The 13874-nt window shown below is 40.9% G+C and carries 16 protein-coding genes and 2 tRNA genes; 16 read left to right on the forward strand and 2 right to left on the reverse strand.

The features are described 5' to 3' along the window. Positions 1–5: 5 nt before the first annotated feature. From pilM to Q4A21_00385, 11 genes are read left to right on the forward strand one after another with little or no spacing between them, the layout of a single operon-like run. Positions 6–1049 (forward strand): type IV pilus assembly protein PilM, encoded by a 1044-nt coding sequence (gene pilM / locus Q4A21_00335; GenBank protein MDO4902000.1) that lies wholly within the window; start codon positions 6–8, stop codon positions 1047–1049. Beyond that, positions 1049–1834, forward strand: coding sequence for a hypothetical protein (locus Q4A21_00340; GenBank protein MDO4902001.1), 786 nt, complete (start codon positions 1049–1051; stop codon positions 1832–1834). Before pilM ends, Q4A21_00340 begins: the two co-directional genes overlap by 1 nt. After that, on the forward strand, positions 1824–2675 hold the full coding sequence (locus Q4A21_00345; GenBank protein MDO4902002.1) for a hypothetical protein: 852 nt from the start codon (positions 1824–1826) through the stop codon (positions 2673–2675). The genes Q4A21_00340 and Q4A21_00345 overlap by 11 nt, the downstream gene beginning before the upstream one ends. Continuing rightward, the gene (locus Q4A21_00350) at positions 2675–2926 is read left to right on the forward strand and encodes a hypothetical protein (protein ID MDO4902003.1); all 252 of its coding nucleotides are present in this window, start codon (positions 2675–2677) and stop codon (positions 2924–2926) included. Before Q4A21_00345 ends, Q4A21_00350 begins: the two co-directional genes overlap by 1 nt. 23 nt (positions 2927–2949) lie before the next feature. Beyond that, positions 2950–4719, forward strand: a complete 1770-nt coding sequence (locus Q4A21_00355; GenBank protein MDO4902004.1) for an ATPase, T2SS/T4P/T4SS family — start codon at positions 2950–2952, stop codon at positions 4717–4719. 14 nt (positions 4720–4733) lie between these two features. Next, positions 4734–5801: a type IV pilus twitching motility protein PilT gene (locus Q4A21_00360; GenBank protein ID MDO4902005.1), complete on the forward strand. Its 1068-nt coding sequence runs from the start codon at positions 4734–4736 to the stop codon at positions 5799–5801. Position 5802: 1 nt separating this feature from the next. Continuing rightward, positions 5803–7008: a type II secretion system F family protein gene (locus Q4A21_00365; protein ID MDO4902006.1), complete on the forward strand. Its 1206-nt coding sequence runs from the start codon at positions 5803–5805 to the stop codon at positions 7006–7008. Between the two features lie 8 nt (positions 7009–7016). After that, on the forward strand, positions 7017–7889 hold the full coding sequence (locus tag Q4A21_00370; protein ID MDO4902007.1) for a prepilin peptidase: 873 nt from the start codon (positions 7017–7019) through the stop codon (positions 7887–7889). 29 nt (positions 7890–7918) lie between these two features. Next, on the forward strand, positions 7919–8905 hold the full coding sequence (locus Q4A21_00375) for a type II secretion system protein (GenBank protein ID MDO4902008.1): 987 nt from the start codon (positions 7919–7921) through the stop codon (positions 8903–8905). A 7-nt stretch (positions 8906–8912) separates the two neighbouring features. After that, the gene (locus Q4A21_00380) at positions 8913–9494 is read left to right on the forward strand and encodes a hypothetical protein (GenBank protein ID MDO4902009.1); all 582 of its coding nucleotides are present in this window, start codon (positions 8913–8915) and stop codon (positions 9492–9494) included. Further along, positions 9484–10170, forward strand: coding sequence for a prepilin-type N-terminal cleavage/methylation domain-containing protein (locus tag Q4A21_00385; protein ID MDO4902010.1), 687 nt, complete (start codon positions 9484–9486; stop codon positions 10168–10170). Before Q4A21_00380 ends, Q4A21_00385 begins: the two co-directional genes overlap by 11 nt. A gap of 29 nt (positions 10171–10199) precedes the next feature. Here the strand turns inward: Q4A21_00385 and Q4A21_00390 are convergent, their stop codons facing one another. Then, positions 10200–11117, reverse strand: coding sequence for a tyrosine-type recombinase/integrase (locus Q4A21_00390; protein MDO4902011.1), 918 nt, complete (start codon positions 11115–11117; stop codon positions 10200–10202). Then, positions 11117–11410, reverse strand: coding sequence for a hypothetical protein (locus Q4A21_00395; GenBank protein ID MDO4902012.1), 294 nt, complete (start codon positions 11408–11410; stop codon positions 11117–11119). Before Q4A21_00395 ends, Q4A21_00390 begins: the two co-directional genes overlap by 1 nt. A 64-nt stretch (positions 11411–11474) precedes the next feature. Between Q4A21_00395 and Q4A21_00400 the strand changes: the two genes are divergently transcribed. The 5 genes from Q4A21_00400 to Q4A21_00420 all read left to right on the forward strand — a co-directional run bounded on the left by Q4A21_00400 (position 11475) and on the right by Q4A21_00420 (position 13837). Continuing rightward, positions 11475–11984 carry a nucleoside-diphosphate kinase gene (locus tag Q4A21_00400; protein ID MDO4902013.1) on the forward strand — a complete coding sequence of 170 codons (510 nt, stop codon included), beginning with the start codon at positions 11475–11477 and terminating at the stop codon, positions 11982–11984. 77 nt (positions 11985–12061) lie between these two features. Next, positions 12062–12138: transfer RNA gene (locus tag Q4A21_00405), tRNA-Arg, on the forward strand. 6 nt (positions 12139–12144) lie between these two features. Next, positions 12145–12654, forward strand: a complete 510-nt coding sequence (locus tag Q4A21_00410; GenBank protein ID MDO4902014.1) for a PH domain-containing protein — start codon at positions 12145–12147, stop codon at positions 12652–12654. Next, on the forward strand, positions 12644–13687 hold the full coding sequence (locus Q4A21_00415) for a peptidylprolyl isomerase (GenBank protein ID MDO4902015.1): 1044 nt from the start codon (positions 12644–12646) through the stop codon (positions 13685–13687). Before Q4A21_00410 ends, Q4A21_00415 begins: the two co-directional genes overlap by 11 nt. A gap of 72 nt (positions 13688–13759) precedes the next feature. Beyond that, positions 13760–13837 (forward strand) — tRNA-Asp (locus tag Q4A21_00420). Positions 13838–13874 lie beyond the last annotated feature (37 nt).

Below are 13874 nucleotides of genomic sequence, written 5' to 3' on the forward strand. Positions count from 1 at the left end.
GTGCTATGATTAGTATTAAAGGTGTGGGCGATTTCTTTTCGTTGGATATCGGCACTAATTCAGTTCGTGCGGTCCAACTTTCTCAATCCAAAGATGGGACTTGGGGGCTTGTTGGTCTTGGCTATGTGAATGTTGAGCCACAACTTATCTTGAGCGAATCGGAAGAAAGCCGTAAAAAACTCGGTTCAATTATTTCTACAATGATTGGACAAAGTGATATTAAAACTAAAAATGTGGCGATTGGGCTATCTTCGCAAAAGACATTCACTACTATTGTTGACATGCCTAATCAGGACCCTAAAGAATTGGAGAGAACTGTCAAATATCAGATTGATCAGTTTATTCCAATGTCTGTTGATGATGCTAAATTCGACTGGGCAATCTTGGGGCAATCGCCTAAAGATGAAAGTCTTCAGGAGGTATTAATTGCCTCAACTGCTAAAAGTTATAGCGAAGAGCGACTTGAATTTATTGAAAATCTTGGTTTCAACGTTATTGCGGCTGAGCCAGACTCTTTGTCTATGTCACGCGCTTTGGCTCTACCTGACGCCGTTCCTCAGTTGATTGTTGATTTTGGAGAAAATTCGACCGATATTTCTATTGTTGCTGGAGGAAACCCACGCCTCGTCCGTACAATTCCGGTTGGACTTCATGCGCTTGTTAAATCTGCTACGCAAAACCTTAATATTAAAGAAGATCAGGCTGAGCAGTTTATTTTGAAATTTGGCCTCGCTAAAGATAAGCTTGAAGGTCAGGTATTTCGTGCGATTGAGACTACTTTAGAAAACTTTGCTCAAGAAATCACTAAATCTGCTAAATTCTTTTCAAACAAATATCCAGGATCTCAGATTGGTGTGATTGTTCTGTCCGGATTTGCTGGTTCGATACCTCAATTTGGTGAATATATTGCTTCTAAAGTTGGCGTCCAGACCGTCTCTGGCAATCCGTTCCAGAATGTAAAGATACCTGCTAAATTCAATCAATTAGTTCAAGACCATGGCAGTGAATTTGCTGTTGCAATGGGTCTTGCTAAAAGGAGCGTGAAATAATGATACAGATAAATTTGATTCCAGATGTAAAAAGAGAATTATTACGCGCGCAAGCTTGGCGTAGCTTTATTGTTTTTGTTTCTCTAGCTATTAGCGCTGGGGCTGTCGGTCTTGTTGTTTTAGTTCTTGGAATAATGGGCGGTCAGTCTTTGATCATTATGAATAATGATAATTCTATAAAAACTGAATTTCAAAAAATTCAGAATATCGAAGACGTCGACAAAACAACTACTCTTCAGAACCAATTAAGCGAAATAGAAGCTTTACGCAAAGCCTCTCCTAATGTTTCGAGAATACTTAATCAAATAATCGTTGCGATCTCTCCTTCTGGTGAAGGGAATGAGGTTGAGTTTTCATCTGTCAACTATGATCCAGAAACTCGATTGATGTCTGTCGAAGGCCAGACTCTTAATGGCGCTAAGGCTGTTGAAGCTCTCCAAAAAACTATCAGAGGAACAGTAATTCTATACAATAATAAAGCTGAAGAAAAAACTTGTTCAGAGGCGGATGCTGAAAATCCTGAAACAGGATGCTATAAAGAAAGTTTGATAGCAGATGGAACTGACGCAGACCTAATTGAGCTTTCTTCCGGAGAAAATGACGAGGGTAAGACGGTTGCTCGGTATAAGATCACCATGACGCTCAACCCTAAAGTTTTGCGATTCTCGACAAAAAACTTAGGAATCAAATCGCCATCGAACGGTGATGTAACCGACTCAAGGACGCAGATTCCTGATAATATTTTTAAAGCCAAAGATGAAGAGGGGGCAAAAAATGGACAGTAATCAAGTAGCAGTCTCCAAATATTCTGCTATCGCAAAAGCTAAGCAGACCGTTTTTATTGCGGTTGCTGTCGCGGCTTTTATTGCGGCGGTAGCTGGGGTTTCTATATATTTCATCATGCAGAACGTAATTTTTAACGGTAAAGTTATATCTGAACAGGGCAAGAGTATTGATGGTATTAAAAATAGCTATAATAATATCACTAAGAAAGATGGTGTTGAAGAGAAGGCTCGTTCTCTAAAAGCAAAAATGGAATCAAACACGGATATGCTCAATCTTATTGCTGGTAAAGAGGGTAGTGTTTTGCGCCTAATCATAGATTCTTTGCCATCGGAGCCAAATCCTGCGGCTGTTCAATCTGGTATCGAAAAGCATATATTTGAGGGTGTTGATGTTAAAGTTGAGAATATCAAAGTTGATCCAGTTGTGGCGAGTACCGAGCCTCAGGCGGAACCCACACCTCTAACAGATGCCCAAAAGCGAGAACTTGAGAATGATCCTAATAAGGAGGATAAAGTTTCGCAAAGAGTTAAGCCTATCAATTTTTCTTTCACGGTTTCCGTAAAGAAAAATAAAGAGAAGAATGAAAAGGGCGAAGAGGTTGAAAAAAGTAACCTCGACAAGCTCACGGAAATCCTGCAACGTATGGAGCGATCTATTAAGGCTTTTCGAGTTAACTCTTACAAGATGGAATATGGAAAGGAAAGCTCAACCTTGTCTGTGAGCGGTCAAACTTATTATTTGCCTGCATACGATCTTAAATTGAATAAAAAGACTATTAAATCTGATGACGGTAAGCCTGCTAAAAACAATCAAAATTCAACTACGGGAGTAAAAAAATAATGAAAAGTAGTGAGATAGCAACAATTATCCTTATTGTATTTATTAGTGGAGTGGCTTCATTCTTTTTGGTGAACACTCTTTGGGGTAATCCATCTGAAAAAACCAAAGATATACAGGTGATGGAAGAGATTTCTGATAATTTTGCAGAGCCGAGCTCGGAAATCTTTAATAAAAACTCAATCAATCCTACTGTCCAGGTTGTTATTGGCGAAGGCGAAGGTAAAATAACCTACGGTAACGAGAAAAAATAGAATAAATTAATCTAAAGAGTATTATGACTTTAATTACTAACGATATACAGGAAAGATTATCTAAGCTCCTTGTTGAAGAGGGGCTGCTTCGCGCTGAGGTTGTAACTGAATCGTTGGAAAAGTCGCGCCAACTAGAAAAAACTTTTATAGCTTATCTTCTTGAAAATAAAATTCTTGACAATGAGGTTATTGTTCATGCAATTTCTTATGTTTCTGGAATTCCTTATGTTAATCTCGAAAATACGACTATCCCACAAGATATTTTAGATTTGGTGACTTTGGAGGTCGCTGAGCGAAATATGGCAGTGCCGATCGCTGAAGTTCAAGGGCGTCTTGCGGTGGCGATGCTTGATGCTACCAATATTCAGGCTGTTGATTATTTGACTACGCTTGTTGGCAGGTCGCTGAAAGTCTTTATGGCGAGTGAAAATTCTATTCGTCATATTTTAGGGCAATACAAAACAGACCTCTCTGGTGTTGACCAGATTGCGGATAAGATTGATCAGCAGGAATCTGTAGCGGAGCAGGCTAAAAGAAGCGTTCAGACAATTGTTGAAGATAGCCCGATTTCCAAGGCTCTTAACACTATTTTGGAATATGCAGTTCGCGCAAAGGCTTCCGATATTCATATCGAACCATTAGAGAAATCGCTCAAAATTCGTTGTCGTATTGATGGCGTCCTTCGAGAAATTATGAATTTGCCTAAGTCTATCGAGCCGGCTCTTGTCTCTCGAATCAAGATTTTGTCCAATCTCAAAATTGACGAACACCGCGTGCCTCAAGATGGTCAATTTGCTGTTGCGGTTTCGAATAAAGAAGTCGACCTTCGTATTGCGATTTCTCCAGTAGTCTGGGGTGAGCAAGTGGTGATTCGTCTTTTGGACAAGACTGGTAACTCTTTTGACTTAGAGGAGATGGGCTATGCAGGTCGCGCGCTTCGCTCTATTAGAAAGGGCATTGCTGCGCCTAACGGAATGGTTTTGACATCTGGTCCAACAGGTAGCGGTAAGTCGACTTCGCTTTATGCTTTGATTAAAGAGATTAAGGACGATAGCATCAATATTATTACGCTTGAAGATCCAGTTGAGTATAAGATGGATGGTGTTAATCAGATTCAGGTTAATGCAGAAGTTGGGCTAACTTTTTCTGCTGGGCTCCGCTCGATCTTGCGTCTTGACCCAGATGTGGTGATGGTCGGAGAAATTCGTGACGGCGAAACCGCCAATCTTGGCGTTCAGGCCGCACTTACCGGTCACCTTGTGTTCTCGACGCTTCACACCAACTCGGCGGCGGGAATTTTGCCTCGCCTCATTGATATGGGGATTGAGCCGTTTTTGATTGCTTCAACCGTTAACACTATCATCGGTCAGCGTCTTGTGAGAAGGGTGGCGCCACAGCGCAACACCTATCAGTCGAGTCCAATGGAAACGCAAAGTATTATGGAAACAGTTGGTCATCTTCTACCTAAAACTCCAGAAGAAGTGGAAAAAGTTTCCGCAGACCTTGGGTATAAAAATCTGCCTCTCGCAGGTCAGGAGTCTTACACTTTGGTCAAAGGTAGAGATACGCCTCAAACACCAAATGGCTATCTGGGGCGCGCTGGAATATATGAAGTCATGGATGTGAGTGAAAATATCAAGAACTTAATCATTAAACGCGCACCAGCTCATGAAGTTCAGAAGGTTGCTATGGCGGAAGGCATGATCACGATGCGCCAAGATGGTTATCTCAAAGCGCTAACTGGAATTACGACAATTGAAGAAGTTAATCGCGTCGCCTCGGACGTCGCATAATAAAAGGGAGAAATATGAATCAAGAACTCAGAATCGAAATTTTGCTCGAAGAAATCGTTCGCAAGAATGCTAGCGATCTTCATCTTCAAGTGGGGCTGCCACCAATGATGCGCCTTGATGGTGCCTTGGTGCCGTTTTCTAACTATCCACCGCTTAATCCGCAGGCGGTCGAAAAATTGGTTTTTGCGATTTTAGATGAAGACCAAAAGAAAATTTTGCTTAAAGATAAAGAGTTTGACTTCTCGTTTGCGTTTGGTGATCTTGGTCGTTTCCGCGTTAACGCGTTTCATGAGCGGGGAAATATGGCCGCTTCTCTTCGACTAATCCCTAATAATATTAAATCTATTCACGAACTCGGAATGCCGCCAGTGGTTTCTTCCTTTGCTGAATTTCCGCGCGGTCTTGTTCTTGTAACTGGCCCAACGGGTAGCGGTAAGTCTACAACCCTTGCGGCTTTAGTTGATAAAATCAATAGCGAGAAGGCCAAACATATAATCACTATTGAAGATCCGATTGAATTTACGCACAAATCCAAGCGCTCGGCCATTGTCCAGCGTGAGGTTCATTATGATACCTATTCTTTTTCTGCGGCGCTAAGAAGTTCTCTTCGTCAAGATCCGGATGTGGTTTTAATTGGTGAGATGCGTGACCTTGAGACGATTTCTGCAGCGATTACAATCGCAGAAACTGGCCACTTGGTTTTCGGAACACTTCACACCAACTCGGCGGCACAATCTATTGATCGTATTATTGACGTCTTTCCACCGCATCAGCAGCCTCAAGTTCGCTCACAGTTGGCTAATATCATCCAAGGAATTTGCGCCCAAAGGCTCGTCCCAGCAATTGGCGGTGGTCGAGTTGTGGCTGCGGAAGTTTTGGTCGCCAACCCGGCTGTTCGAAATATTATTCGAGAGGGTAAAACTCATCAGTTGGATGCGGTTATTCAGACTGGAGCAGATCAGGGTATGCAGACGATGGATAGGACTTTGGTGAAACTTGTTCAATCTGGTGTAATTACATACGATGATGCGCGAGAATATGCAGTTGATCTAATAGAATTTGAAAGATTAATGAGAGGTTAAAATGAAGAAATTTTCTTACGAAGCCAGAGATAAGGCTACTGGAAAAATCGAAAAGGCTGAGATCCAAGCAGAAACAGAGATGGCGGCAGGACGATTGCTCCTTGAGCGCGGTCTTGTGCCTATTAAGGACCTGAAAGAAGCAGGTCAAGGCTCGACCTTAGAGAGACTTACCACTCGAATTACTTCCAAAGACAAAATTGTCTTCACTCGTCAGTTTGCGACATTGATTGGTGCAGGTTTGCCTTTGGCTCAAGCGCTCCGAACTGTTGCAGAGCAGACAGAAAATAAAAAAATGCGTTCCGTGGTCGAAGAAATTACGGCTCGAGTTGAGGGTGGCTCGAGTTTGTCGGATTCATTTTCTAAGCATCCAGAGGTCTTTGACAAAGTATATCTAGCCTTGATTGCGGCGGGTGAACTTTCTGGAACGCTAGATGAATCTCTTCGCCGAATTGCTCTTCAGCAAGAAAAGGATGCCGCAATGATGTCTAAGATTCGCGGAGCGCTGACTTATCCGCTTATTGTTTTGGTGGTGATCGGTCTGGTGATGGGCTTCTTGATGTTTACAGTCGTGCCGCAGGTTGAGCAACTCTATAAAGACATGAAAAAAGAATTGCCATTTTTGACGCAAGTTATGGTTGGAACTGCTAATTTCTTGATGAGTTTCTGGTGGTTAATCTTGATAATTATTATCGGGCTCGGTGTTCTATTTGCTAACTGGCTCAAGACGGATATGGGTATTCGATTTTCAGCTAAGTTTAAGTTAAATGTGCCGATTTTTAATCCGCTCTTCAGAAAATTATATATGGCGCGATTTTGTAGGACTGGTCAATTGTTGCTTTCGACTGGAATTTCTATGGTTGATATGCTCGGGATTACTTCTGATGCGGTCAATAATGTCGTGATTAAAGAAAGAATCGACGATGCTTCGAAAAAGGTTGCTGGCGGTAAAAACCTCTCTGATGCGCTCAAAGACAAGGATTATATTTTGCCACTTGTGCCGCAAATGATTTCTATCGGTGAAAAATCTGGTAAAATTGATGAAATGATGGGTAAAACTGCGCAAGTTTATGAAGATGAATTGGATGAGCAAATTAAGGCGATTTCGACGATGATTGAGCCTATTTTGATGGTGGTGATGGCGGTTATGGCCGGCGGTATGATTGGTGCGATTTTGTTCCCAATCTATAGTTTGGTTCAAGGAATTTAAGGAGAAAAATGGAGATTTTGGCGATTGTATTGGCTGGAATTTTTGGCGCAATTTGGGGGAGTTTTTCTGTTGCGCAAGTTTGGCGATTGCGTGCCGGCCAACTTTCTTCAATAAAAAAGTCTGATCCAGATTTTAATAAAAATGAATTTTTGAGATTAAAAAAACTGACTCAAAAATCATTCAAAAACGATCGCTCGCAGTGTCTAAATTGCGGGTATCAACTTAAGATCTGGGATCTGGTTCCGATTTTCTCGTGGGCCTTTTTGCGCGGAAGGTGCAGAAATTGCCGCACCAAAATTGGCTGGCTTGAATTTTTAGCAGAAATTTTCACTGCGCTGGCTTTTGCTATTTTGGTCTTTTCTGGAATATCAAAGGGCTGGAATTTTGGCGTTATCTTCGCGCTAATTTTAGCGATATTGCCACTAGTAATACTATTCATTTATGATGCTAAATGGTCGCTCCTGCCAAGTAAGCTATTGTGGGTTTTTCTAATTTTGAGCGGTGTTTTCTTCTTGGTTTCTAATTTCTCGGGATTAGCTTCGATTGGCATTTGGTTTAACCTAGTAGTTTCTGTTGTTGCTTTCCCGATTATATATTGGGCGCTCGCAACATTTTCGAAAGAGAAGTTGGTTGGCGGTGGCGATTGGGTTTTGGCGTTAGGACTGGTGATGTTGCTGCCGAATGCACCAATAAATGGTGTCTTGATGATGTTCGCGTCCAATATGATTGCGTTAATTTTGGCTATCTCTATGGCGATTCTGAAGAAGACTTCGCTAAAGAAAGGCGCGCAAATTCCTTTTGGCCCATCGATGATTTTAGCGTGGTTTATTTTGTTTATATTTTGGAATAATTTAGAGGCAATTTTTAGATTTTTGATGTAAAAATAAAAGGCTTATGGTATAATTGAATTATGAAAGATGGGCAAATGAAACGGGCTTTTACAATTATAGAGGTGGTACTTGTGTTATCGATTTCTTCGCTTTTTGCCGTCGGTATGATGGTGGGGTGGAATATCAACATTGAGCGACAGAGGTATAATGATACGGTTAATACGCTTAAATCTGATATCCAAGGTATCTTTAATGAAGTAGAGAATCCGACTAATAGTAGGGGTGACATATCTTGTTTAGATAATGGTGAAAATGTAGGTCTTCGGACTACTGGTAGTTTGTCTTCGAGGGGAACTTCTCGCTGTATACTTCTTGGTAAGCTCGTCATTTTTGGGGACGGTACTTCCGGTAGTATTGGAGGAAGCCCATTGGGTCAATACTCACAGGACATTATTAATGTTGTTGACGTTGTTGGTTTAGACATAGATTCGTCTAACGCATGTGGCGGACCGTGTAACAACCATATAGATGCTCTTAGGGCTACCAAGTTTGTTTTTGATTATGGGGCTGAGCGGGTTTCGAACCCTAAGGTTATTAACCTTCAGTGGTCTGGCACCTATAAGCTGATAACCGACAACAGAGACACGGGTGGTGGTAACCGTTTATTTAGATCTTCAAATGACTGGCAGGGTTTTGGTCAAAATTCTACTGGGTCGGTTGCTAATATTCTAATCTTAAGATCACCTATCGACAATACAGTTATTTCTTTTGCTTTGCCGGGAAATACTATAACCGAAAGCTTCCTCGACAATACATCTAGAGTATCCATTATACGTCGACTTGTCCTTGACCATAACTTAACTCTTAACGTCTCGCGAAAATTTGATGTATGTGTTAGGAATTCTGGAGCTTCAAGGTTTGTAGCTGGGGAGGCAATATTTGGTAGGAATAAAGTTATTAGGATAGGCGGATCTGCTGCGGCTGTCGAGATTGCACCTTTGGATGGACCGGGATCAGTTTCTTGTGGAAATGGTATAGGATTCGATGATGTTAGCAGGGAGGGTTGAATATTGTATGAAAAAAGGTGATACTATTATTGAGGTGATTTTGGCATTTTCAGTGTTTTCTGCCGCGATGATGGGTGGACTTTGGCTTATGAATAATGCTATGGCTCGCGCTCAAGCATCCCTACAGCTAACAATGGCACGCAATGCTATGGATGGGCAAGCGGAAAGTTTACGATATCTCAACTCTCTAAATCTTGCTAGGCAGTCTGTTGGCGTCTCTTTGCCTGAATGGTCTAATATACCCATAAGGAGTACTCCTTCAGCACTTAACTTTTGTCCGCAGAATATTAGTGAGATTAATGGTTTTGTTGTCAATATGGCAAATATGACTATATTGAGAAATACTGCGGGCAACAACAATAGACTCCGTCCCGCGGACACATATCCGAGGCTAGAATATAATGTAGCCGACACTAATGATATATCTGGTGGCGACATTGTTGGTTCTCGAGGTTTATGGATAGAAGCTGTACGAGCTAATAACTCAGATAATTTTATAGATTTTCATATTAGAGCTTGTTGGAACGCACCAGGCCAGAACGCACCAACTACTTTAGGTACAATTGTGAGGTTATATAATGCAAACTAAAAAAGGTTTTACTATAATAGAACTGATGCTCGCTATGACAATGGTTTCTATGCTAATGCTTGCCATTGCAATGATGGTTATGCAGATGATGTCTATTATGACCAAGGGGAATACTTTTAGGGAACTAAACTCTGCTGGTAGAACTATAAATGATGACTTTACGCGCACTTTTAACTCTTTGAACAATATAGATGGCTGGAACGGCGGAGCATCTGATAATATCGAGTCTTCTAATTCGGTATATGTAAATACTAATACTTGGGGCGCTTTTTGTACGGGAAAAGATAGTTATATCTGGAATAGACGAGATGGTGATGTTGTGAGATATAGTGACTCAAGTGATAGGGTAAAACTTATAAGAATATCTGATCCTGCAAAGATCTATTGCCGACCAGCTTCAACTGGTGGAGCTATGTCGCATCTTGAGAGTGTCAATAGAAATGATGCCAAGGAGTTGATTGGACAAGGTGAAGTTGATCTACGCGTATACGATATTATGTTCTCGAGATTAGCACAAGATAATCTATCTAACCAGAGTATAATTAAGATTTCTTATGTTTTAAGAACAGCACACGACGGAGAGATTAACCAGCCTAACTGCAACCCTGCCAACCAGCTACGAGACTACTGTGCGATAAATAAATTCGAATTAGTTGTACGTACGCTCGGAAGATAAAAATAAAACTCTCGAGAATATCGGGAGTTTTATTCTGTCTCTGAGTGAAATTTTTCGTGGATTTCTTTAAGGTGTTGATCTGTGATGTGAGTATAAATCTGGGTGGTTGCGATGTTGGCGTGACCCAGCATTCCCTGAACTGATCGCAAATCCGCACCGTTAATCAATAGATCCGTTGCAAAAGAGTGGCGCATCGTGTGTGGCGAGACTTTTTTGGTTATTCCTGCGAGGCGAGAGTATTTTTCGATCAGGCGCTGGACAGTTCGCGCGGTGATTCTACGGTAATTTCCATCAGTTGAAGGTTTTTTGTGGCGCTTCGAATAAGAGATAAAAAGCGGAACCAAGCTATCATTGCGTTTTTCGAGATAGTTGTCGATGTGGTCGGCGGCGGATTTAGAAATGAAAATCGGGCGATCCTTGGAGCCTTTTCCTCGCACCATAAATTCTCGGCGAGAAGTGTTGATATGATCTCGATTAAGATTTACGAGTTCCGAAACACGCAGACCACTTGAAAACAAAAGCTCGATAATTGCTCTGTCTCGAAAATCACTTTCAGTTTCTAACGGAATGGCCTCAATAAGCCGAGTGACTTCTTCATAGTGAAGAAAAGAAACCTGAGGCTTGATAACTTTAGGCAATTCAATTTTGCTAGGCTCGAGGCTTTTGATATCGCGGCGCGCAAGATATGTAAGAAATCTTCGAAGTGCGATAAGATGATATGCTTGCGTAGATCGACTGAGAGTTTTACCTTCGAAATTCTCGTAGCGGTTGAGCCAAAGGCGATACTTGCGGACAAGGTCGCTGGTGATTTTTTCGACAGGAATATCATCGGCAAACTCAGCAAAGCGCTCGATGTAAAGACGGTAATTTTCGATCGTTTTAAGCGAGCGTCCGCTTTCTACCTCGAGACTTTCCAGAAATTCTTCCATTAATTCTGAGAGATACATTATTTTTTTGAATTTAATCCTTTGTAAATTGCCCAAATAATAACACCAATGCATACAAAAATTAAAATATCGAGAAGTCCGAATCCAAAAATTTGAACAGAATCAAGAAGATTCGACGTGTTGTAGAGTGCTTGACGTCGAGAAACCGCTCGATCGATCCCTTGGGGGTCGGTGACGAGTGCGAAAAATTTGAAAAGCGCGAGAAATCCTAAAATACCTGTTGAATTTTCGACAATTTTGCCATATTTTTCGCCTAATTTATTTTTTAGAAATAGAGAAAATTTATCAATCATGGTTTTATTATACCAAATTTTGCGATTTCGTGCTATAATTTAAGCATAAAAGTAAAGGAGATTTATGTCGAAGGAGCATATTCAGCGGACGCTAATTTTGTTTAAGCCTGATGCGGTTCAGCGCGGAATTGTGGGTGAAATTTTGACTCGATTTGAGAGAGTGGGGCTTAAAATTATTGGCACTAAGATGATTTTTCCAGATAAGAATCACTACCATAAGCACTACGAAGAAATTGGTAAAATGATCACGCGTCGCGGAGAGAAGGCGTTTGATATGACGCTTGAATTTATGACGCAAGGGCCGGTGATTGCGATGGTTTTTGAAGGTGTCGAAGCGGTTGAACTCGTCAGAAAGTTGGTTGGCGGAACTGAGCCAAAATCTGCTATGCCGGGAACTATTAGAGGTGATTATTCGCATATGAGTTTTGGCTATGCAGACACTGCGGGCAAGGGTGTGCCAAATTTGATCCACGCTTCTGGTTGTATTGAAGAGGCTGAAGCCGAAATTGCTCATTGGTTCAAAGATGGTGAACTATACGATTATACGCGCGCGAGTGAGAAATTTTTGAGATAGGATTTGCTACGGGATTCGCCCATAAATACGGGCGATTTTCTTCACATTTTGGCGAAAATTTGATATAATTATCTTATGCCTCAGTAGCTCAATTGGATAGAGCGGCTCCGTCCTAAGGAGAAGGTTATAGGTTCGATTCCTGTCTGGGGTACCATTTTTTATGAAAGCAACAACTGATAAACAACTTTTCGAAGGCCAAAGAGATGGAGAAGAACTTCTCTTTATTTTTCGAAAGCATATAATTTCGATGCGAAAGGGCTTTTATTTGTTTTTTTGTATTTTTGCCATTTCTTGCTTGCCGACTTTTATTCTGCTTGAGATGTGGGCACTCTGGATTGCTCTGGGCGGATTTTTGCTAGGACTTTTAATCTTCGGCTATCATTTTATGAAGTGGTATTTCTCTATTTGGATTGTGTCTGATCAGAGAATACGACAGATTTCTCAAAAAGGCATGTTCTCGCGAGAAGTTATGGACTTGCCGATTTCTAAAATCCAGAGTGTTAACTATAAAGTTGGTGGATTTTTTGCGGAGATTTTTCACTTTGGAGTTTTGAATATTTTGACAATTGTGGGTGATCTGACTATCGAAAATGTAGATCATCCAGCGGAAATTTACAATAAAATTCAAGACATTTTGGGAGAGGTAAAACAGGAGGATTATGGAGTTTAAGAATAAAATTAAGAGTAAAATTGTTAAAAAGCCCGTTTCTGAGAAAAAGGTTTCACCAGTTACCAACAGAACGCTCGAAACTGAACGCAAAGAAGTGCTAAAAAATGCGCAAAAATTCAAATATCCAGTTCAGTATAGCAAGCATAAATTGGTTATTAACACCTTGATTATTTCTTTTATACTTGGGTTGGCTGGATTGGCCTTTGTTACTTTGCGGCTCTACGCGGCACAAGATACTGGGACTTTTATTTATCGAATTTCTAAATTTTTACCTTTTTATTCGGTTGCGCAAATTGATGGCGAAAATGTCCGCTACTCAGATTATCTGATGGAATATCGCGCCAATATGACCTTGACTGATACTAAAAAGGGTGCTTTGGAGGTCGATTCTGACTTCAAATCTCGCAGTAATCGCTTCAAGAAAAGTGCAATGGATAACTCTCTTAAAAATGCTCTTGCCCTCAAAATTGCCCGAGAAAATAATATCAAGGTTTCCGATCAGGAGATTGCAGAGCGGATTGCCGAGCAGAGAAAGTCCTCCACTCGAGAGATTTCAGAGAAGGATTTCTATGCAAGCATCGCTGCCAATTACGGACTCTCGCCTCAAGAGTATCGACGGATGTTTGTTGAACTTCCACTTTATAGAAGTAAAGTCTCGGCCTTTTTAGATAAAGATGCCGAAGCATTAAAAAATCAAGTTACAGAATTCCTTTCTAAGAATGAAAATTCTTTCGAAAAGTTGGCTGCTAATTTCGTTAATAAAATCGAAGTTGGCAAAAGCGGCAATGTCCGTCACTCTAACATTGATGGTGGTCGCACTCGCACTGCACTCGATCTCAAGGTTGGTGAAACTTCAAAGCCATTTATCTCTAAATCTGGCGATGGCTATTATGTCGTGAAACTTATTTCTAAAACAGATACAGAAGTAAGTTATGAATATGCTAAAATACCATTTTCTGCTTTTGAAAATAAATTTACAGCACTAAAAAATGACGGCAAAATTCAAGAATTTATTAAAATAGAAGGGCGATAATTGCTCTTCTATTATATTTTCGAAAAAAGGTCTTGAATTGTTAAACGATATTTGGTAAAATTAAATAGTTATGCGCTCGTGGTATAGTTGGCCTAGTACGCCTCCCTGTCACGGAGGAGATCGCCGGTTCGAATCCGGTCGGGCGCGCCAAATAGATAGATAATCGCTTACAAGAAATTGTGGCGAT

It is taken from the genome of bacterium (assembly GCA_030530825.1).
Classification (GTDB): Bacteria; Patescibacteriota; Saccharimonadia; order Saccharimonadales; family Saccharimonadaceae; genus Nanogingivalis.